The 19,323-nt window shown below is 66.2% G+C and carries 20 protein-coding genes; 16 read left to right on the top strand and 4 right to left on the bottom strand.

What is annotated here, in order from left to right; genetic code table 11:
• Both P3W97_RS02980 and P3W97_RS02975 read left to right on the top strand, forming a co-directional pair.
• Nucleotides 1-1,007: methyl-accepting chemotaxis protein (locus tag P3W97_RS02980; protein ID WP_300843641.1), on the top strand; the 1,007-nt coding region annotated here is incomplete at its 5' end.
• An 18-nt stretch (nucleotides 1,008-1,025) separates the two neighbouring features.
• The gene (locus tag P3W97_RS02975) at nucleotides 1,026-2,804 is read left to right on the top strand and encodes a bifunctional diguanylate cyclase/phosphodiesterase (RefSeq protein ID WP_300843643.1); all 1,779 of its coding nucleotides are present in this window, start codon (nucleotides 1,026-1,028) and stop codon (nucleotides 2,802-2,804) included.
• On the opposite strand, the gene P3W97_RS02970 is transcribed toward P3W97_RS02975, so the two are convergent.
• Both P3W97_RS02970 and P3W97_RS02965 read right to left on the bottom strand, forming a co-directional pair.
• Nucleotides 2,714-4,099, bottom strand: coding sequence for a sensor domain-containing diguanylate cyclase (locus P3W97_RS02970; protein WP_300843639.1), 1,386 nt, complete (start codon nucleotides 4,097-4,099; stop codon nucleotides 2,714-2,716). The genes P3W97_RS02975 and P3W97_RS02970 overlap by 91 nt on opposite strands.
• Nucleotides 4,096-4,290, bottom strand: a complete 195-nt coding sequence (locus P3W97_RS02965; RefSeq protein WP_300843637.1) for a DUF2892 domain-containing protein — start codon at nucleotides 4,288-4,290, stop codon at nucleotides 4,096-4,098. Before P3W97_RS02965 ends, P3W97_RS02970 begins: the two co-directional genes overlap by 4 nt.
• Before the next feature lie 282 nt (nucleotides 4,291-4,572).
• Between P3W97_RS02965 and mnmG the strand changes: the two genes are divergently transcribed.
• From mnmG to P3W97_RS02940, 5 genes are all read left to right on the top strand, one after another.
• Nucleotides 4,573-6,573: a tRNA uridine-5-carboxymethylaminomethyl(34) synthesis enzyme MnmG gene (gene mnmG, locus P3W97_RS02960; RefSeq protein WP_300843635.1), complete on the top strand. Its 2,001-nt coding sequence runs from the start codon at nucleotides 4,573-4,575 to the stop codon at nucleotides 6,571-6,573.
• Nucleotides 6,570-7,268 (top strand): 16S rRNA (guanine(527)-N(7))-methyltransferase RsmG, encoded by a 699-nt coding sequence (rsmG, locus tag P3W97_RS02955; protein WP_300843633.1) that lies wholly within the window; start codon nucleotides 6,570-6,572, stop codon nucleotides 7,266-7,268. The genes mnmG and rsmG overlap by 4 nt, the downstream gene beginning before the upstream one ends.
• 222 nt (nucleotides 7,269-7,490) lie before the next feature.
• Nucleotides 7,491-8,261 (top strand): AAA family ATPase, encoded by a 771-nt coding sequence (locus P3W97_RS02950; RefSeq protein ID WP_300843631.1) that lies wholly within the window; start codon nucleotides 7,491-7,493, stop codon nucleotides 8,259-8,261.
• A 125-nt stretch (nucleotides 8,262-8,386) separates the two neighbouring features.
• On the top strand, nucleotides 8,387-9,370 hold the full coding sequence (locus P3W97_RS02945; RefSeq protein ID WP_300843629.1) for a ParB/RepB/Spo0J family partition protein: 984 nt from the start codon (nucleotides 8,387-8,389) through the stop codon (nucleotides 9,368-9,370).
• Nucleotides 9,367-10,158, top strand: coding sequence for a class I SAM-dependent methyltransferase (locus tag P3W97_RS02940; RefSeq protein ID WP_300843627.1), 792 nt, complete (start codon nucleotides 9,367-9,369; stop codon nucleotides 10,156-10,158). The genes P3W97_RS02945 and P3W97_RS02940 overlap by 4 nt, the downstream gene beginning before the upstream one ends.
• Here P3W97_RS02940 and P3W97_RS02935 read toward each other — a convergent pair.
• Nucleotides 10,110-11,348 (bottom strand): diguanylate cyclase, encoded by a 1,239-nt coding sequence (locus tag P3W97_RS02935; protein ID WP_300843625.1) that lies wholly within the window; start codon nucleotides 11,346-11,348, stop codon nucleotides 10,110-10,112. The two genes, P3W97_RS02940 and P3W97_RS02935, sit on opposite strands and share 49 nt — an antisense overlap.
• Nucleotides 11,349-11,404: 56 nt before the next feature.
• Nucleotides 11,405-12,823, bottom strand: a complete 1,419-nt coding sequence (locus P3W97_RS02930) for an FAD-linked oxidase C-terminal domain-containing protein (protein WP_300843623.1) — start codon at nucleotides 12,821-12,823, stop codon at nucleotides 11,405-11,407.
• 91 nt (nucleotides 12,824-12,914) lie between these two features.
• On the opposite strand from P3W97_RS02930, the gene P3W97_RS02925 reads away from it, so the two are divergent.
• The 9 genes from P3W97_RS02925 to P3W97_RS02885 all read left to right on the top strand — a co-directional run.
• On the top strand, nucleotides 12,915-13,481 hold the full coding sequence (locus P3W97_RS02925; protein WP_300843620.1) for a cob(I)yrinic acid a,c-diamide adenosyltransferase: 567 nt from the start codon (nucleotides 12,915-12,917) through the stop codon (nucleotides 13,479-13,481).
• A 189-nt stretch (nucleotides 13,482-13,670) separates the two neighbouring features.
• Nucleotides 13,671-14,024: a flagellar transcriptional regulator FlhD gene (flhD, locus tag P3W97_RS02920; protein WP_300843618.1), complete on the top strand. Its 354-nt coding sequence runs from the start codon at nucleotides 13,671-13,673 to the stop codon at nucleotides 14,022-14,024.
• A gap of 55 nt (nucleotides 14,025-14,079) precedes the next feature.
• On the top strand, nucleotides 14,080-14,640 hold the full coding sequence (gene flhC / locus P3W97_RS02915) for a flagellar transcriptional regulator FlhC (protein ID WP_300843616.1): 561 nt from the start codon (nucleotides 14,080-14,082) through the stop codon (nucleotides 14,638-14,640).
• A gap of 32 nt (nucleotides 14,641-14,672) precedes the next feature.
• Complete coding sequence (gene paaX, locus P3W97_RS02910) at nucleotides 14,673-15,683, top strand: phenylacetic acid degradation operon negative regulatory protein PaaX (protein WP_300843613.1); 1,011 nt, start codon at nucleotides 14,673-14,675, stop codon at nucleotides 15,681-15,683.
• Nucleotides 15,684-15,798: 115 nt separating this feature from the next.
• On the top strand, nucleotides 15,799-16,275 hold the full coding sequence (gene paaI / locus P3W97_RS02905) for a hydroxyphenylacetyl-CoA thioesterase PaaI (protein ID WP_300843611.1): 477 nt from the start codon (nucleotides 15,799-15,801) through the stop codon (nucleotides 16,273-16,275).
• A gap of 43 nt (nucleotides 16,276-16,318) precedes the next feature.
• Nucleotides 16,319-17,644, top strand: coding sequence for a phenylacetate--CoA ligase PaaK (gene paaK, locus P3W97_RS02900; protein ID WP_300843609.1), 1,326 nt, complete (start codon nucleotides 16,319-16,321; stop codon nucleotides 17,642-17,644).
• A 30-nt stretch (nucleotides 17,645-17,674) separates the two neighbouring features.
• Complete coding sequence (paaA, locus tag P3W97_RS02895; protein ID WP_300843607.1) at nucleotides 17,675-18,685, top strand: 1,2-phenylacetyl-CoA epoxidase subunit PaaA; 1,011 nt, start codon at nucleotides 17,675-17,677, stop codon at nucleotides 18,683-18,685.
• Nucleotides 18,686-18,732: 47 nt separating this feature from the next.
• Nucleotides 18,733-19,071 (top strand): 1,2-phenylacetyl-CoA epoxidase subunit PaaB, encoded by a 339-nt coding sequence (gene paaB / locus P3W97_RS02890; RefSeq protein ID WP_300843605.1) that lies wholly within the window; start codon nucleotides 18,733-18,735, stop codon nucleotides 19,069-19,071.
• On the top strand, nucleotides 19,071-19,323 hold a 253-nt coding region (locus tag P3W97_RS02885; RefSeq protein ID WP_300843604.1), incomplete at its 3' end, for a Phenylacetic acid catabolic protein. The genes paaB and P3W97_RS02885, both read left to right, overlap by 1 nt.

Genomic DNA, 19,323 nt, shown 5'->3' with positions numbered 1-19,323 from the left:
GGGCCGCGGGGCATGGCGGAGTGGCCGCTTGGGTGGTGATGGCCAGCGCTTTGCTCGGCGCGGCATTGGCCGACGGATTCTTGACCCATCAAGTGGCCCGGCCGCTGCGCGCGACGGCCCGCCATGCCCAGGCGGTGGCCGCGGGCAACCTGTACACTGAGCCACCGCTCGATCGGATAGACGACATTGGGCTGCTGGCCCGCTCGATCAACCAAGCCGGCCTCAACCTGCGCGCCTTGGTCGATGACGTGGCAACGCAGGTGGGCGGACTCAGCGCAGCAAGCGAGCAGATCGCCCAAGGCAACGAAGATCTATCCCGGCGCACGGAGCAGTCTGCTGCCAGCCCCCAGGAGACGGCTGCCTCGACGGAACAGATCACTTCCGCTGTCCAGCAAAACGCCGATCATGCGCAGTCAGCCAGCGATTTGGCCCGGCGCACCATGGAGGCGGCCGAAGCCGGCGGACAGCAAATGACCGGTGTGGTTCAGACGATGGAGCGCATCGCCACCGAGTCGCAACGCATTGCCGACATCACATCGGTCATCGATTCGATCGCGTTCCAGACGAATATCCTGGCGCTCAATGCTGCGGTGGAGGCCGCCCGGGCCGGTGAAGCGGGACGCGGTTTCGCCGTGGTGGCTGGGGAGGTCCGGGCGTTGGCGCAGCGCAGTGCGCAAGCCGCCAAAGAAATCAAATCGGTCATCCAAAGCAGTGTGCAGCAAGTCGGCGATGGGGTGGCTCGCGCGCAGCAGGCCGGCGCGCGCATCGCGGCGGTCGTGCAGCAAATCAAGGGAGTGGTGCAACGCATCAACGACATTTCGGCAGCCAGCGCAGAACAATCGGCAGGGGTGGGCCAAATCGGCGAGGCTGTGGCGACGCTGGACCAGGGCACCCAGCAAAACGCCGCTTTGGTGGAGGAGCTCTCCGCTGCAGCGCGCAGCTTGCATGCGCAGTCCGAGCGCCTGGCCAGCGCCGTTGCGGTCTGGCGCGCTGCTGCCCGTGGCTGATGGATCGCTGCCGTGGCGATGTCCGAGTCTTCCACCGTTCTTTCGATGCATGACCCAGGTATCCCTGCCTGGGTCATCGAGCAGGCGGAAGATGCCCTGGCGCAAGAGCTCGGGCCGTTGGCACGGACGGTGTTCGATGCTGCGCCGGATGGCATATTGGTCGTGGATCGCGGGGGTGTCATCCTCGGGGTCAATCCGCAGCTGTTGCACTTGACTGGATACGACGAGGCTGGCTTACTGGGACGACCGTTGGACGTTTTGTTACCCCCGTCGGTGCGAAGTCGGCATGCGCAGTGGGTTCGACAACACTTCGCCCAGCCCCGAGAACGGCCGATGGGTCGCGTCGATGGTTTGGCGATGTGCCGTGCCGATGGCACGCTGGTGCCCGTGGACATTGCCCTCGGTCAGGGCTTTTGGCGCGGACAAGCTTGTACGGTGGCCTTCATACGGGATGTGTCGGCGGCGCGCCGTCTGGCCGAGCGACTTCGGCATCTGGCCGAACACGATGTGTTGACGGGCTTGGCCAATCGGGCTCAATTTCTGGAGCGGCTGCGCGATGCCTTGGATGGAACCCGGCGCCACGGCCACACGGCCGCGCTGCTGTTGCTGGATTTGGACAACTTCAAAGAGGTCAACGACACTTTCGGACATCCGGTGGGCGACCGTGTCCTGCAGCACGTTGCCGAACGCTTGCGCGAGGCTGTCCGGTCCGATGATCTGGTGGCGCGGCTGGGCGGGGACGAATTTGCCATCCTTCTGCCGAGGGTAGAGTCACCAGCCGATGCGCTTCGGGTGGCCGACAAGCTGCTCATTGCCCTGGGTCCACCCGTGCAAGTTGAGGCTTTGCGTTTGTCTGTCGGTGGCTCGATCGGGGTTGCCTGTTGCCCGCAGGATGCGCATGACGCCGACACTTGGATGCGCAACGCCGATCTCGCGCTGTATGCGGCCAAAAGTGGCGGTCGGCAGCAGCCATCCCGGTACGAAACCGCGCTGTCGCATGCCATGAGCGAGCGCGCCCGTTTGCACGAGCGGTTGCGCCAAGCGTTGCGCCACGGCGGGCTGACGCTGCATTATCAGCCGCAAATCAGCGTGCGGGACGGCAGTGTGGTCGGCGCTGAAGCGCTGTTGCGGTGGACTGATGCGGAACTGGGGGCCGTGCCCCCGGCGCACTTCATTCCCGTGGCCGAGGCGACCGGATTGATTCTGCCGTTGGGCGATTGGGTTCTGCGCGAAGCCTGCCGTCAGCTGCGCGCCTGGGCGGATCAGGGTGTGCAGCTGCGGGTGGGCGTGAATCTGTCACCGCTGCAGTTTCGCCAGCCCGCGCTGGCGGCGCAAGTGCGTGACCTGCTGCAGCAGTACGGTTTGGCCCCAGAGCTTTTGGAGCTGGAGGTAACGCAATCCCAAGCCATGGTCGACCTGGAGCAGGCTCGCCGCACTCTGACAGCGTTGGCGGATTTGGGTGTCGGCATCGCGCTGGACGACTTTGGTACTGGCCACTCCTCGTTGGCGGTACTCAAGCAGCTGCCCGTACAGCGGATCAAAATCGACCGCACTTTCGTTCGACAGATTCCCGGCGATCCGACAGACAGCTTGCTGGTGCGCGGGGTGGTGGCGTTGGCGCGCAGTTTTGGGTGGGATGTGGTGGCCGAAGGGGTCGAGCACTCGGCACAGCTGGAGTTTCTGCGGCGCAGTCGCTGCCCGGTCTATCAGGGCTGGTTGTTCGCCCCAGCACTCTCGCCCGAGGAATTGGTCTCTCGATGGGCGGCCGCGCGGGGTTGCCACTCGACGCAGCGGTGACGCCCACCGCGTTTGGCTTGATACATGGCCGAGTCGGCCTGTTGCAGCAGGATGGTTTCGTCCACCGGGGATACCTGCGGGTAATACGTGACCCCGATGCTGGCCGAGACCTGCAGCGTTCCGGCCGGATCATCGATCGGGGTCGACGCCGCGTCCAGCAACCGCCGCACGAGCGGCTGCGCGTCCTCAGTCCTGCCCAAGTCGGGCAATAGCACGACGAACTCATCGCCGCCGAGCCGGACCACGGTATCGACTTCACGCACGGCCGCGCGCAGCCGCTGCGCGATCGCCACCAGCAGTCGGTCTCCGGCGGCATGTCCGTGCTGATCGTTGATGGCTTTGAAGCCGTCTAAATCCATCATCGCGACCGCCAGCCAGGTGCCCTGCCTGTTGCTGCGAGCCAAGGCCTGCTGCATGCGGTCGTGCAGAAGCAGCCGGTTGCCCAGCCCTGTCAAAGGGTCGTACAGCGCGGCGCGGCGCAGCGCCGTCTCCTCCAGCTGGTCGGAGGTGATGTCGCGCAACACCCCCACGTAGCCATGGGGGCAGCCGTCCGGTCCCGGGACGGCGTTGATGGTCATGCCATTGGCCATCAATCCTCCGTCACGGCGTCGGTTCCAGATCTTGCCGCTCCAGGCCCCGTGTTGGTGCAAGGCATGCCACATGGCGGCAAAGAAAGCCGCGTCGTGCCGGCCCGAAGACAGAATGGCCGGCGTGCGGCCGAGAACATCGTCTTGGGCGTAGCCGGTCAGGCGACAAAAAGCCGGGTTTACGCGGACGATGCGTCCCTCGGCGTCGGTGACCAGAATGGCCTCGTGCGTGTGGTTGAACACCAGCTCGGCCAGCGCAAGGGCGTGCTGGTGCTGGCGTTGTTGGGTGATGTCGAGCAGCACACCCACGGCCCGCAGCGGTACACCATCCCCATCGCGCTGGACCACGTGGCCTGCCATCCAGACATCGACCCATCGGCCATCGCGGTGTTTGAGTCGCAGCGCACATTCCAGCTGCGGCTGCTGGCCCGACAGATGCCGCGCCCAGGCATGTTCAAACAGTGTTCGATCCGCAGGGTGCAGCAGCGCGTGCCAACGCGCTGTATCCAGGGGAGGCAGACTGTCCGAGGTGTGGCCGAGGAGCGATCGTCCGCGATCGCCAAGGTTCAGAATGTCCTGGTGCAGGTCCCAATCCCAGGTGGCCAGTTCAGTGCCGGGTACATTCTGGGGCAGCGTGTGTGGGGGTGGGGACAGGGATGAACGGGCACGCGCAGTACCCGTCCGCCCGTCATCGCACCCCTGCGTCATTCAGATGGCGTTTTGCAGGTGTTGATACCGAAAATGGCGTAGGGCGGACACCAGCCAATCAGCCCTGTGGCCAGCGGTACCACGCCGATCCAGCCCCACACGCCTACTGTGCCTGTTGCGGCCAGTGCCACGAGCACCAAGCCGATGACGATACGCAAGATGCGGTCGATGCCACCAACATTCCGGGTCATGTTGCATACTCCTTAGGGGAAAGACGGGGTCACTTCGAACCGCGACTGTACGACAGCAGAGGGACAGACCGCAAGTGTCGGCCGGGTTGCGTGGGGGCTTTTGTCGTGTTTCACGTGGAACCCAACTCCATCGCGGCGTGGGGGCGCATCCAGCCGATGATCCGCCTGGAATGCCTGACTGGCTCAGGGTGGCCGCGATCATGGGACAATTTGGGGCTCTTTTGTACCTTGGGCCGAGCCCCTGTTTGGGGCGCGGCCCGTTGCCGCTGGAGTCCTTGATCCATGCTATATCCCCAGGAATTCGATGTCATCGTCGTCGGCGGCGGCCATGCTGGGACCGAGGCGGCGCTGGCGGCGGCCCGTATGGGTTGCCGTACACTGTTGCTGACCCACAACATCGAGACGTTGGGTCAAATGAGCTGCAATCCCAGTATTGGCGGCATCGGCAAAGGGCATCTGGTCAAAGAGGTGGATGCCCTCGGTGGCGCCATGGCGATCGCGACCGATGAAGGGGGCATCCAGTTTCGCATCCTGAATGCCAGCAAGGGGCCGGCGGTGCGCGCCACCCGTGCGCAGGCCGACCGCAAGCTCTACAAGGCCGCCATTCGCCGCCGACTAGAAAACCAGTCCAATCTGTGGCTGTTCCAACAAGCCGTGGACGATTTGATGGTCGAGGGCGATCGTGTGGTCGGCGCGGTGACGCAGCTCGGGCTGCGCTTTCGTGCCCGCGCGGTGGTTTTGACTGCCGGCACCTTTTTGGACGGAAAAATTCACGTCGGTCTGCAACAGTACGGCGCCGGCCGCGCGGGCGATCCCCCGGCCATCCGTCTGTCTGCGCGCCTCAAGGAGTTGCAACTGCCCCAGGGGCGGCTCAAGACGGGCACGCCGCCGCGGTTGGATGGCCGCACCATCGATTGGTCGCGCTGCACGGTGCAGCCCGGCGATGGCATGCCGGGCTCCGATACCGAGGGGCAACCGGTGCCAGTGTTCAGCTTCTTGGGTCGGCCCGAGATGCACCCTGCTCAGATACCGTGCTGGGTGACCCACACCAATGCGCGCACGCACGAGATCATCCGCAGCGGTTTTGATCGCAGCCCCATGTTCACCGGCAAAATCGAAGGCGTCGGGCCGCGCTACTGTCCCAGCGTCGAGGACAAGGTCAATCGCTTTGCGGACAAGGACAGCCACCAGATTTTCCTGGAACCGGAGGGGCTGGATACGCACGAGGTGTATCCCAACGGGATTTCGACCAGTTTGCCGTTCGACATCCAATATGCGCTCGTGCGCTCCATCGCGGGCCTGGAGAACGCGCATATCCTGCGCCCCGGTTATGCGATCGAGTATGACTACTTCGATCCGCGGGCGTTGCGCTCGACCTTCGAGACCAAGGCCATCCGGGGGTTGTTTTTTGCCGGCCAGATCAACGGCACCACGGGTTATGAGGAGGCCGCCGCGCAAGGCCTGTTTGCCGGGGTGAATGCCGCGCTGCAGGTGTTGGAACGTGAGCCGTGGGTGCCGGGGCGCGACGAGGCCTACCTAGGTGTGCTGGTGGACGACCTGATCACCAAAGGTGTGACCGAGCCGTACCGCATGTTCACCAGCCGGGCCGAGTTCCGGCTGCAACTGCGCGAGGACAACGCGGATCTGCGCTTGACCGAGGCCGGCCGCCGTCTGGGGTTGGTGGACGATGTCCGTTGGGATGCTTTTTGCCGCAAGCGCGATGCGGTTTCACGTGAAACCGAGCGCCTGAAGTCCACCTGGGTCAATCCCCGCATCGTCTCGACGGCGGAGGCTGAGCGTGTGCTGGGCAAGAGCATCGACCATGAGTACAGCCTGTTCGATTTGTTGCGCCGACCGGGAGTCAGCTATGCGGCGCTGATGTCGTTGGAGGGGGGGCGGTTTGCCGAGCCCGCTGTTTCGCATGAGGCGCTGGCCGAGCTGTATGCCCCGGTGGTGGAACAGGTGGAAATCGGCGCCAAGTACGCAGGCTATATCGAGCGTCAGCGCGACGAGGTGCAGCGGGCGGCTGCATACGAACATCTCAAGTTGCCTGCCGATCTGGATTACATGCAGGTGGCGGCGCTGAGCATCGAGGTGAGACAAAAACTGCAAAAACACCGGCCCGAGACCCTGGGTCAGGCAGCGCGCATTTCGGGCGTCACGCCGGCGGCGATCTCGCTGCTGCTGATCCATCTGAAGCGCGGGCGCTTCAAGGGCTTTGACAGGCCGGTCGAGATGCAACATGCGCTAGAGGCCGCGCCTGCCGAGGTGCGCGCCGCATGAGCCTGGACTCCCTAGAGCCTGCCCTGCGGGAGGGGTTGGAGGCCTTGGGCTTGGTCCTGTCGGATCCGGCAGTGCGCCAGTTGTTGGACTATATGGCCGCCCTGGCGCGATGGAGCCGGGTTTACAACCTGACCGCTGTGCGAGACCCGGCCGAGATGCTGACCCATCATCTGCTCGACAGTTTGGCGGTGGTCGCGCCGTTGCGCCGCCATCTGGGGCTGCCGACCGTATCTGTCCGGAATTCTGGCGAACGGTCAGCGACTTCGGTTCGCCTCCTCGATGTCGGTTCCGGGGGCGGGCTGCCGGGCGCCGTTCTGGCCATCGCCTGCCCAGATCTACAGGTGACGTGTGTGGATTCCGTGGCCAAAAAGGCGGCCTTCATAAGTCAGGTGGCGGTCAGCCTGCGTCTGCCTCATCTGCGCGGGGTACATGCCCGTGTCGAGTCACTGGCCGAGCCGTTCGACGTGATTTGTTCGCGTGCCTATGCGTCGCTGGCCGACTTTGTCGCCAGCTCACGATCGGCCTTGGCCCCAAATGGCGTATGGATGGCAATGAAGGGTCGGGTCCCCTTTGAAGAAATCAGCGCGTTGCCGGCCGATGTCGAAGTGTTTCACGTGGAACCGTTGAGTGTGCCGAAGCTGAGTGCGGAGCGCTGCTTGATCTGGATGCGCCCCACGCATGCGGAATCCCCGTAAACTTTCAGACTGTGCGTGGTGCATACGGCGCCACCCCCTTCTTATTCCAAGTGCAGGATCAGCCATGTTGGGTGTTGCCGATTGCGGCGCCTTCGCCATCGCCGCTTGGGTCTGCTGGACCATTACCAGGCCAGGACCGCGGGCGCTGGCTACCGGCCGGGGGCGAATTTTCGGCGGGTCGATCGCCACCCCCCGGCGCAATGTGGGGATGGAGGCCTGACTGTGGCGCGAGTGTTCTGCATTGCCAACCAGAAAGGCGGCGTCGGCAAGACGACGACCACGGTCAATCTGGCGGCGGGGTTGGCTCAGGTGGGGCAGCGGGTACTGATGGTGGATTTGGATCCACAGGGCAATGCCACCATGGGCTCGGGGGTGGATAAACGCACTTTGGTTCCTACGGTGTACGAGGTGCTGCTGGGCAGCGCTGCCGTGCCTGCGGCCGTTCGACACAGCCAGGCGGCAGGCTACGATGTGCTCGGATCCAACCGCGAACTGGCCGGCGCCGAGGTCGAGTTGGTGCCGCTGGAGCGGCGCGAACATCGGCTGCGCGACGCCCTGCGGGCGGTGCACGACGACTATGACTTCGTGCTCATCGACTGTCCGCCGTCGCTGAGTCTGCTCACCCTCAACGGCCTGTGCGCCGCGCATGGCGTCATCGTGCCGATGCAATGCGAATATTTCGCGCTGGAGGGCTTGTCCGACCTGGTCAATAGCATCAAACAGGTGCATGCCAACCTCAATCGCGATCTCAAGTTGATCGGGCTGTTGCGGGTGATGTTCGACGCACGCATCACCCTGCAGCAGCAGGTGAGCGACCAGCTCAAAGGACACTTTGGGGACAAAGTGTTCGACACGGTCATTCCGCGCAATGTGCGGCTGGCAGAGGCCCCGAGCTACGGTCTGCCCGGGGTGGTGTTCGACCCGTCGGCTCGTGGCGCAAAAGCGTTCGTCGACTTCGCGCGCGAGATGGTGGCGCGCGTCGAGCGAATTTGACCCCGGTTGGATCAGGCAGTGCGGGCAGCCACCCCGCTGGGCGGGCTCGATGCGGTGGGCGAGATCGACCCATGCCGCGATGCCACACGCCGCATTCGACCCCCTGCAACAGACGGATACGAACGATGGTGAACAAAAAACCCAAAGGACTGGGCCGTGGCCTGGAGGCGCTGCTCGGCCCAACGGTCGAAGCCCAAACACTGGACGCCGAAGCGCCCCGACAATTGCGCTTGAGCGATTTGGTGCCCGGCGCATACCAACCCCGCACACGCATGGACGAAGGGGCGCTGTACGAGCTGGCCGAGAGCATCCGCGCCCAGGGCGTGATGCAGCCGGTGCTGGTGCGGCGGTTGGCGGACGACGTGGGGGCGCAGCGGCTGGCGGCCTGGCATGCCAGCCCAGCGGGGCAGGCCTTTGCCGGGGGCGGCCCACGTGGCGCGCGGCCGGTGTACGAAATCATCGCGGGCGAGCGGCGCTTTCGGGCGGCGCGCCTGGCGGGCTTGGAGGAGCTGCCCGTCTTGGTGCGCGAGGTGCCCGATGAGGCGGCTGCGGCGATGGCGCTCATCGAAAACATCCAGCGCGAGGACCTCAACCCGCTGGAAGAGGCGCAGGGCCTGCAGCGCCTGATCAAGGAGTTTGGTCTGACCCATGAGCAAGCGGCCCAGGCCGTTGGCCGCTCGCGCAGTGCGGCGACCAATCTGTTGCGCCTGTTGCAGTTGGCCGAGCCGGTGCAGACCATGCTGATGGCTGGAGACCTCGATATGGGTCATGCGCGTGCCCTGCTGAGTTTGGACCGCGCCACGCAGATCACCGCAGCGCACCAGATTGCCGCCAAGAGCCTGTCCGTGCGCGAGGCCGAGTCCTTGGTCAAGCGCCTGGCGGCAGAGTTTGCGCTCGCCCCGCCGCGCCCCAAGGCTGAAAAATCGCGTGACGTGCGGCGGGTGGAGGAGGAGCTGTCCGAGCTGCTCGCCGCCGAGGTGGAAGTCCGGGTGAAAAAGCGCGTCAAGCGCGCAGGCCGCGTGCAGGAGCAAGGCGAGCTGGCGATTGCCTTTGGCTCGCTCGACGAGCTCAATGGCCTGATCGAGCGGCTGCGCGGGTTGCACGGGTGAAGCCGCACCGCGCCACACCTGCGCCCGACCGCTGGCCCTTGCCGGCGCTGATGCTGTGGCTGGCGGCCTGGGCTGGCTTCGCTGCCTTGCGCATAGGTCTGCAGCGGCCCGTGGCCGAAGCCTTTGGCATCACCGCCCTGCTGGCCATGCTGTGGGCGGTGCGGCACGGGGGCACGCCAATGCGGCGCATGATCATGGCGCTGGGGTTTCCGCTGTCGTGGGTGTTGGCAGCGGGCGTGGTACCGCTGCCGCCGGCGTGGGTTTGGGGGCTGCTGCTGTTGGCAGTGCTGGCGCTCTACCCATGGCGGGCTTGGCGCGATGCGCCGCTTTTTCCGACCCCGCCGGATGCGCTGCTCGGTTTGGCCGCCGTAATCTGGTTGCCACCGCGCGCACGGGTGCTGGATGCCGGCTGCGGTGCCGGCGACGGCTTGCGTGCCCTGGAGCGGGTCTTCCCCGACGCCGAGTTGTACGGTGTGGAGCGCGCGTGGCCACTGGCGATGCTGGCGCGACTGCGATCCCCGGTCGGCGCGCGTGTGCGGCCTGGAGATTTCTGGTCCGAAGACTGGTCGCGCTATGACCTGATTTATCTGTTCCAACGGCCCGAAACCATGCCACGCGCTGCCGCCAAAGCCGCCGCCGAGATGCGCGCCGGCAGCTGGCTGGTCAGCTTGGAGTTCGCCGTGCCGGATTGGCCAGCCCACGCGACCTTGGTTTGCCCGGATGGTCGGCCGCTGTGGGTTTATGCCGTGGGCGAATCCCACGCCCCGGCCGCAGCGGCCCGAGCGTAGCGTCCGCGGCCTTGCCGTTTGGCTTCGTAGCAGGCTTGATCAGCCGCTTTGAGCACCGCCGTCCAGCAGTCCTTGGCGGTGGCCGCATCGAACACGGCGGCCCCGACGCTGGCGCCCAGCCGAAACCGCTGCCCCTTCCATTCGAATGTGAAATCGCCCAGCGTGGTGACGATGCGTTGCGCCACTTCATCCACCACGCCCGCAGGCGCATCCCACAGAAAAATGGCAAATTCGTCTCCGCCCAAGCGGGCAACCACATCGTGCGGGCGCACGGCATTGCTGAGAATGTCAGCCACTCTTTGCAAAACGGCGTCACCTGCGTCGTGGCCCGCGCTGTCGTTGATGGGTTTGAAATGGTCCAGGTCCAGCAGCAGCAGACCGCAGGGGGGCGAGCAGCGGTCATCGGCCAACGCCGCTTTGCGGGCTTCTTCGAACCCGCGCCGGTTGTGCAAGCCGGTCAAGGTGTCGGTGCACGCGGCACGGCGATTGCGCTCCACCTCGGCATTGAGCATGCGTTCGGCGCGCAACGTGGTGCGGGTCACCGCTGCGCCGATGACTGTCCCGAGAATGAACAGCGAGACCCCCAGCCCCAAGACCACCTGCTCGGCTTGGGACTGCAGACGATGTGCGTGATCCACGGTCTGGGTTGCTCTGAGCCACATACCGGCTGCCAACTCGCGCAATGCCGCAACGAGATCGTGTTGCCGCTCCAAAACGCCCTCGGCCTGGATCTGTGCGCGGGCGTCCTCGTCGCGGCCTTCCAGCAGGGCCTGAACCACGGCGCGCTGCGAGCGGCTGAGCAAGACCGCGTGCTCCAGCAGCGTCTGCATTTGGCGACGCTCGAACGCATCCAGCGGCAATGCTGCCAAGCCGTCGCGGGCGGCCCCGAAAGCCAGACCTTCGCGTTCGAAAACTTGTGCATCTGGCTCCCGCTCCAAGGGATCGGGTTGGGCCAGCATGCGCAGCATGTAGATGATGCGGTTTTGCGCGGCTTTTTGCATGTCCTGCGCCAGCTGGGCCGCCGGGACGGCGACGCGCGCAATCCCGTCCATCGCCGCACCGATCTCCTGCAGACGGGTGATGCCGTGGTGGATGAGGACCCCCTGCAAGCCCAACATCACAACGAAGCCCAGCCCCACCAGCAGCGACGTTTTCCTGATGCGCAGCAAGGCCGCAGCCCAGCGACGCAAGGTGGATTGTCGCGCGGGGGGAAGGGGCGGTGTCTGTGTCGCAGACGGATCGGTGCTCATGACCCCAAGATTTTGCCCGGATTGAGAATATCGTGCGGATCCAGCGCCGCTTTGATCGCGCGCATCAGCGCCAGCGCGCCGTCGCCGACCTCGGCGCGCAGGAAATCCATTTTGTGCAGGCCGATGCCATGCTCGCCCGTGCAGGTGCCGCCGCTGGCCAGGGCGCGCTCGACCAACGCCGCATTGAGGCGCTCGGCCGCGGCGCGCTCGGCGGTGTCATCCGGGTCGATCAGATAGCCCATGTGGAAGTTGCCGTCCCCCACGTGTCCGACCATGAAGTAGGGGATACCCGCCGCGTCCGCTTCGGCAACTGCGGCCAGCACATTGTCGGCCAGCCGGCTGATCGGCACACAGGCGTCGGTGGTGATGGCGCGGCAGCCCGGACGGCTTTGCACCCCGGCAAAGTAGACGTTGTGGCGCGCCGTCCACAGCCGCGTGCGCGCCTCGGGTGTGGTGGCCCATTCGAAGGCCTGGCCGCCGTGTTCGTCGGCGATCGCCTGGGCCATTTCGGCCTGCTCGCGCACTCCGCTGGGCGAGCCGTGGAACTCCATCAGCAGCATCGGCGCCTCGCGCAAGCCCAGCTTGCTGTGGACATTGACGGCGCGCACAGTGCGCGCATCCAGCAGCTCGCAGCGCGCAATCGGGATGCCCATTTGGATGATGGCGATGGTGGTGCGCACCGCCGCCTCGACGCTGGGAAAGGAGCAGATGGCGGCCGAAAGCGCTTCGGGCAACGGGTACAGCCGCACGGTGATTTCGGTCATCACGCCCAAGGTGCCCTCGCTGCCGACGAACAGGCGGGTCAGGTCGTAGCCTGCGCTGCTCTTGCGCGCCAGTGTGCCCGTGCGCAGCACCTCGCCGCCGGCCGTCACCACCTGCAGGGCCAACACATTCTCGCGCATGGTGCCGTAGCGCACGGCGTTGGTGCCGCTGGCGCGGGTGGCAGCCATGCCACCGATGGAGGCGTCCGCGCCCGGGTCGATCGGAAAGAACAACCCCAGGTGTTTGACGGCCTCATTGAGCTGCTGGCGCGTCACCCCGGGCTGCACGGTGGCGCTGAGATCCTCGGGGCGCACGGCCAGGATCTGGTTCATGCGGCCAAGGTCCAGACTGATGCCACCCTGCACGGCCAGCAGATGCCCCTCCAGCGACGAGCCGACGCCAAACGGGATGACCGGCACGCGCCACCGCGAGGCGATGCGCAATGCATCGGCGACGTCGGCCGTCGATTCGGCAAAGACCACGGCCGCCGGTGGCGGAATATGGGTGTAAGCCGACTCATCGCGGCCGTGCTGTTGACGCACGGCCAGCGCCGTCGTGCAGCGCGCTCCAAACCGAGTCTGCAACGCGGCCAGGGCATCGGCCGGCAGCGGTCGCGGCTGCACATCGGGCAGCAGAGGGAGGGGGGCGTTCATGGGCTCTCCAGAGGCGGCGGGACAGCGCCGGGCGGGTTGCCGATAATGCCGCGATTATCGGTTTGGATCCAGCATGAAGGGAAGGTAGGTCATGGGCCATCGACTCACGCAAATCGCCACCCGCACCGGCGACGGCGGCACCACAGGGTTGGGCAACAACCAGCGCGTCAGCAAAAACAGCGCGCGGGTGCATGCCATGGGCGATGTGGATGAGCTCAACTCCCACCTTGGACTGCTGCTGTGCGAGGACATGCCCGCCGAGGTGCGTGCGCTGCTGGTGGAGATCCAGCACCAGCTCTTCAACCTGGGCGGCGAGCTGAGCATGCCGGGCTTTGAGCTGCTCAAGCCCGAGGCGGTGCTGGCCTTGGACGAAGCCCTGGAGCGCTACAACGCCCAATTGCCCCGGCTGCAAGAGTTCATCCTGCCTGCGGGCACGCGCGCCGCAGCTCAGGCGCATGTCTGCCGTACCGTGGCCCGCCGCGCCGAGCGCAGTGTGGTCGCCCTGGGGCAGGAAGAGGCCATCCACGACGCGCCGCGGCAGTACCTCAACCGCTTGAGCGATCTGATGTTCGTGCTGGCGCGGGTACTCAACCGCATGCATGGGGGCGACGACGTGTATTGGAAGAGCGAGCGCATGCAGCGCGCGGCGTCGCTGTAGGTGTCGGCGCCGGCAGCGTGTCAGGCATTTTCTGACACGCTGCGCCGACTTACCGACATCGCGAGCAGACGGTTTCCGATTCAAGCAAAGGTGGCCGGTTTTCACAATCCTTTTCAACGAACCGACGCTTTTCGGGCTGTGTTAAACCCCTCGGCCCGGGGCGCGCCAACCGATGAAAGGAGAGCTGCCATGACTGCCACCGCTGCCCTGAACGAAACCGACCGCGAACAACTGTTGGCCGACATCCGCGAGGCCAATCTGACCTATCTGATGCTCGCGCAGCGCCTGATCCGCGCCGACAAAGCCGAGGCCACCTTCCGCCTGGGTTTGAGCGAAGAGTCGGCCGACCTGATCGCTGCCTTGTCGCCGGCACAGATCGTCAAGCTGGCCAGCCACAACACGCTGCTGTGCCGCTTCCAGGCCGACGACGACATGGTCTGGAAGCTGCTGACCAGCAGCCATGCTCCCCAGCGCTCGGTGGGCGAGGCTGCGCAGCGCTTGCACGCCAGCATCCTGATGGCCGGTCGCCTGGCCCAGGTCTGAGCCTTGCTCGCGCGCTTTCTGACCTCGTGAACCCATGTCCGCTCGGAGCCCCGCCATGACCACTGCCGCCCGTAAATCGCCCATCCGCAGCATCGTCCACGAAAGCCGCGACATCGAGCGCGCCGTCGCCCTGATCGGGCTGGGCGCGCGCTTGCAGGTGCTCGAGAGCGAGACCAACCTGTCGTACGAGAAGCTGCTGCGGCTGTACAAGGAGATCACCGGTCGCTCGCCGAGCAAGGGGCAGCTGCCGTTTTCCACGGATTGGTTTTTGGCCTGGCAGCCCAACATCCACGCCTCGCTGTTCGAAAACATCCGCCAGTCCTTGCTCAAGACCGTGGCGCTGGAGGACATCGACGCCATCATGAAGGCCTACCGCCAGTACGAGGAGCAGATGCAGGTCTGTGGTATTGAGCCGCTGCTCAGCTTCACCCGTGCTTGGCGGCTGAGCCGATTCATGGACGCGGGCATGCTGATTCGCACCCGGTGCACCTGCTGCGGCGGGCACTTCGTCGCCGACCCCTACGTCAATGCCCGTCACTATGTGTGCGGGCTGTGCAAGCCGCCGGCGCGCGCCGGCAAGGGCCGCGCCGAAGGCGCGCTGCGCGCCGACGCCTGACGTCCCCGCGGGTCGGCGCTACCATCGCGGGCATGTCCCGCTCTCGTTCCGCGGCGGCACCGGCCGTGCCCGCCTCACCTGCTTTCGGCGCATTGCTGGCGCGCATCGAGTCCTTTGCCCGCCTGGACCGTGTCCACGCGGGCTCGCTCATTATCTCGGTCTTTGGCGATGCCGTCCTGCCGCGCGGTGCGCGCCTATGGCTGGGCAGCTTGATCCAGCTGCTCGAGCCGCTCGGCATCAACGAGCGCCTGGTGCGCACGGCCGTCTACCGGCTGGTGCAGGACGGCTGGCTGGTCAACCAGGCCTGTGGCCGCCGCACCGACTACATGCTGACCCCTGCCGGCCGCGCCCGCTTCGAGGAGGCGTCGCGCCAGATTTATGCGGCGCGCGCCCCGCGCTGGGATCTGCACTGGCGGCTGCTGCTCGTCACCGGTGCGCTGTCGCCGCGCGAGCGCGAGCGCCTGCGCCGGTCGCTGTTCTGGCAGGGCTATGGCGAGTTGCCCGGGGGCATCTTCGTCCACCCCAGCGCAGACGTGGGCGCGACCTTTGAGGCGCTGCAGGCCGACGGGCTGAGCGAACACCGCGTTGACCTGCTGCCCCTGCGCGCCGAGCGCCTGCCCGTGCGCGGCACCGCCCCCGACCGCGACCTGGTGCGTCAGGCCTGGAATCTGGAGGCGCTGGCGGGCGATTACGTGGCCTTCGTGGCGCGGTATGCCCCGCTGGTGGCGGAGTTGGAGGCGCATGGCGCCCCCGCGCCCGCGCCCGCCTTTCTGGGGCGCACATTGCTCATTCACGACTGGCGGCGCCTGCTGCTGCGCGACCCCCAGTTGCCCGAGGAGCTGCTGCCGCGCGATTGGCCCGGCGAGCGCGCGCGCCACGTCTGTCGGCGCCTGTACCGGCTGCTGCTGGCCCCGGCCGAGCAGCACCTGGATGAGCGGCTGCAATGGGCCGATGGCTGCGTGCCCGCTGCGGCCAACTGGCTGTGGCAGCGTTTCGAGACCCAGGAGGACGAGTGCTCCCTGGGGACGCCGCGCCTGGGGTGAGGGCGCGGTCGCACCGCTGGGCCGAGCCGCAGGGTTTCGGGTAAACCCTGATGTGCGCCGGAGCGGCTTTCCGTGATACTGGAATACAAGCCTAGGTCACGATTTTTGTATCACGATGAGCGTCGACGTCGCCCCTCTTCCCGCCGATCCGCAGGCCTTGGCCGAAGCGGTCGGGGCTGCCATGTGGTCGCGCGACCACGCCACCCAGGCGCTGGGCATGCGACTCGATGCGATTGCCCCGGGCCGGGCCGTGCTGTCCATGCCCGTGCGGCGCGACATGGTCAATGGCCACGCCATCTGCCACGGCGGGCTGATCTTCACGCTGGCCGACAGCGCTTTTGCCTATGCCTGCAACAGCTACAACCACAACACGGTGGCGTCGGCGTGTCACATCGACTTTCTGGCGCCGGCGCGCGAGGGCGAGGTGCTGGAGGCCGAGGCCATCGAACGCTCGCTGACCGGGCGCACGGGGGTGTATGACGTCACCGTGCGTGTGCGCGGCGGACGCACGGTGGCACTGTTTCGCGGCAAGAGCCACCGGCTCGGCGGCGAGGTGATCGCCGGCTTGCAGCAGGCCGATGGCCGCACCTGAGACGTTCAGCCGCAACAGCACAAGGACAGAGGAGACCTCAACGATGCCTGTCAAAGCCCCGCGCCCTGGCGACCTGGAGCCGATCGAGACGGCCAGCCGTGACGAAATCGCGGCGCTGCAACTCGAGCGGCTGAAGTGGAGCGTGCGCCACGCCTACGAGAATGTGCCGCATTACCGCGCCAAGTTCGACGCCGCCGGCGTCCACCCCGACGACCTCAACACCCTGGCGGACCTGGCCAAGTTTCCGTTTACCACCAAGACTGACCTGCGCGACAACTACCCGTTCGGGATGTTTGCCGTGCCGCGCGAGCGCGTGGTGCGCATCCACGCCTCCTCCGGCACCACCGGCAAGCCGACGGTCGTCGGCTACACCCAGCGCGACATCGACACCTGGGCCAGTCTGGTGGCGCGCTCCATCCGCGCCGCCGGTGGCCGCCCGGGCGACATCGTGCACGTGGCCTACGGCTATGGTCTGTTCACCGGCGGACTGGGCGCGCACTATGGCGCCGAGCGGCTGGGCTGCACCGTCATCCCGATGTCGGGCGGGCAAACCGAGCGCCAGGTGCAGCTCATCATGGATTTCAAGCCCGACATCATCATGGTCACACCCTCCTATTCCCTGGTGATTGCCGAGGAGTTCGAGCGGCAGGGCATCGCGCCGGAGCAAATCGCGCTGAAAGTGGGTATTTTCGGGGCCGAGCCCTGGGGCGAGGGCATGCGCGCCGAGATCGAGCGCAAGCTCGGGCTGGATGCGGTGGACATCTACGGCCTGTCTGAGGTGATGGGGCCGGGCGTGGCCAACGAATGCATCGAGAGCAAGGATGGCCCGGTGATCTGGGAGGACCATTTTTATCCCGAGATCATCGACCCCGACACGGGCGAGGTGCTGCCCGATGGCGAGGAGGGCGAACTGGTCTTCACCTCGCTGTCCAAAGAGGCGATGCCCATCATCCGCTATCGCACGCGCGACCGCACCCGGCTGCTGCCGCCCACGGCGCGCAGCTTCCGCCGCATGGGCCGCATCACCGGTCGTACCGACGACATGATCATCCTGCGCGGCGTCAACGTATTTCCAACGCAGATCGAGGAGCAGATCTTGCGCGATGCGCAGCTATCGGGCAACTATCTGCTGGTGCTGACCCGTGACGGTCACCTGGACCAACTGGAGGTGCGCTGCGAGCTGCAGCGCCATCTGAGCGGCCGGCTGAGCGAGCCCGAGCGCGCCGCGATCGGCCGCGAACTGCAGCACCGCATCAAGACCTTCATTGGCGTGAGCACCCGCGTGACGGTGCTCGACGCCGATGCGCTGCCACGCACCCAGACCGGCAAGGCCAAACGGGTGCAGGACGAGCGCCCCCGCACGGTCTGACCCCGCCCTTTGAGCCACCGGAGACCCACTATGTATACCCAAGCATTGAGCATTCCCGACCCGGCTGCGGCCAAGGTCCAGCCAATCCAGCCGGACGAGCCGGCGGACAAGCTGGATGCCTTTCAGGCGCGCATCGATGCCGATGGCCGCATCGAGCCGCAGGATTGGATGCCCGAAGCCTACCGCCGCACGCTGATCCGCCAGATCAGCCAGCATGCGCACAGCGAGGTGGTGGGCATGCTGCCGGAGGGCAACTGGATCACCCGTGCGCCCAGCCTCAAGCGCAAGGCCATCTTGCTGGCCAAGGTGCAGGACGAAGGCGGCCACGGCCTGTATCTGTACTCGGCGGCCGAGACGCTGGGCGTCAGCCGCGCCGAGCTGATCGAACAGTTGTTGTCAGGCCGGGCCAAGTACAGCTCGATCTTCAATTACCCGACCCTGAACTGGGCCGACGTCGGCGTCATCGGCTGGTTGGTCGACGGAGCGGCGATCATGAACCAAATCCCGCTGTGCCGCTGCAGCTATGGGCCGTATGCGCGCGCGATGATCCGCATCTGCAAAGAGGAAAGCTTCCACCAGCGCCAGGGTTATGAGCTGTTGCTGACCATGATGCGCGGCACCGAGGCCCAGCGCCGCATGGTGCAGGACGCCGTCGACCGCTGGTGGTGGAAGTGCCTGGCGATGTTTGGCCCCCCCGACAGCGCCAGTGTGCACAGCGAGCAGAGCATGCGCTGGGGTATCAAGCGCATCAGCAACGACGAGCTGCGCCAAAAATTTGTCGATGCCACCGTGCCGCAGGCCGAGGTGCTCGGCGTCACGCTGCCCGACCCGAAGCTGAAGTGGAACCCCGAGCGGGGCCACTACGACTTCGGTGAGATCGACTGGGACGAGTTCTGGCGCACCGTCAATGGCCACGGCCCCTGCAACAAGGAGCGCCTGGCCACCCGTGTCAAGGCGCACGAGGACGGTGCCTGGGTGCGCGAAGCTGCCCTGGCCCATGCCCGCAAGCGCCGCGAGCGCGGTCTCAAGGCCGCTGCCTGAGCGCTGGCACCCCGTCATCGACCCGAGCGACCGAAGGAGCCCCCCCAATGAGCCAACCCGTCACCCCCGCGGGCGCGGATGCGACTGCCAAAGCCACGCCGGCCCTCAAAGAGTGGCCGCTGTGGGAAGTTTTTGTGCGCAGCAAGCAGGGCCTCGAGCACAAGCACTGCGGCAGCCTGCACGCCGCCGATGCCGAGCACGCGCTGCAGATGGCGCGCGACATCTATACCCGCCGCCAGGAAGGCGTCAGCATCTGGGTCGTGCCCTCGGCGGCGATCGTCGCCAGCCGGCCCTCGGACAAGGGCGAGTTTTTCGAGCCCTCGGCCGACAAGATCTACCGCCACCCGACCTTCTACGAGATTCCCGAAGAAGTGGGGCACATGTGATGGACGCCGTGGCCACCGACACGACCGTGCTGGTCGACTATCTGCTGCACCTGGGCGACAATGCCCTGGTGCTGGGCCAACGCAACAGTCAGTGGTGCGGCGTTGGCCCCGTGCTAGAGGAGGATTTGGCGCTGACCAACCAGACGCTGGATCTCATCGGCCAGGCCCGCCTGTTGTATCAGGAGGTCGCCCGCCTGCAGGGGGGCGATGTGACCGAGGATGCGCTGGCCTACTTTCGCGACGCCCCCGAGT

Source organism: Tepidimonas sp., from assembly GCF_029335975.1.
Taxonomy (GTDB): Bacteria; Pseudomonadota; Gammaproteobacteria; order Burkholderiales; family Burkholderiaceae_C; genus Tepidimonas.
The sequence above is the reverse complement of the archived record's forward strand: the minus strand, read 5'-3'. Positions and strand labels throughout refer to the sequence as shown.

Coding starts and splice junctions, on each gene's coding strand:
- P3W97_RS02975 (WP_300843643.1), top strand. CDS start 1,026: ATGTCCGAGTCTTCCACCGTTCTTTCGATGCATGACCCAGGTATCCCT.
- P3W97_RS02970 (WP_300843639.1), bottom strand. CDS start 4,099: ATGACGCAGGGGTGCGATGACGGGCGGACGGGTACTGCGCGTGCCCGT.
- P3W97_RS02965 (WP_300843637.1), bottom strand. CDS start 4,290: ATGACCCGGAATGTTGGTGGCATCGACCGCATCTTGCGTATCGTCATC.
- mnmG (WP_300843635.1), top strand. CDS start 4,573: ATGCTATATCCCCAGGAATTCGATGTCATCGTCGTCGGCGGCGGCCAT.
- rsmG (WP_300843633.1), top strand. CDS start 6,570: ATGAGCCTGGACTCCCTAGAGCCTGCCCTGCGGGAGGGGTTGGAGGCC.
- P3W97_RS02945 (WP_300843629.1), top strand. CDS start 8,387: ATGGTGAACAAAAAACCCAAAGGACTGGGCCGTGGCCTGGAGGCGCTG.
- P3W97_RS02930 (WP_300843623.1), bottom strand. CDS start 12,823: ATGAACGCCCCCCTCCCTCTGCTGCCCGATGTGCAGCCGCGACCGCTG.
- P3W97_RS02925 (WP_300843620.1), top strand. CDS start 12,915: ATGGGCCATCGACTCACGCAAATCGCCACCCGCACCGGCGACGGCGGC.
- flhD (WP_300843618.1), top strand. CDS start 13,671: ATGACTGCCACCGCTGCCCTGAACGAAACCGACCGCGAACAACTGTTG.
- flhC (WP_300843616.1), top strand. CDS start 14,080: ATGACCACTGCCGCCCGTAAATCGCCCATCCGCAGCATCGTCCACGAA.
- paaX (WP_300843613.1), top strand. CDS start 14,673: ATGTCCCGCTCTCGTTCCGCGGCGGCACCGGCCGTGCCCGCCTCACCT.
- paaI (WP_300843611.1), top strand. CDS start 15,799: ATGAGCGTCGACGTCGCCCCTCTTCCCGCCGATCCGCAGGCCTTGGCC.
- paaK (WP_300843609.1), top strand. CDS start 16,319: ATGCCTGTCAAAGCCCCGCGCCCTGGCGACCTGGAGCCGATCGAGACG.
- paaA (WP_300843607.1), top strand. CDS start 17,675: ATGTATACCCAAGCATTGAGCATTCCCGACCCGGCTGCGGCCAAGGTC.
- paaB (WP_300843605.1), top strand. CDS start 18,733: ATGAGCCAACCCGTCACCCCCGCGGGCGCGGATGCGACTGCCAAAGCC.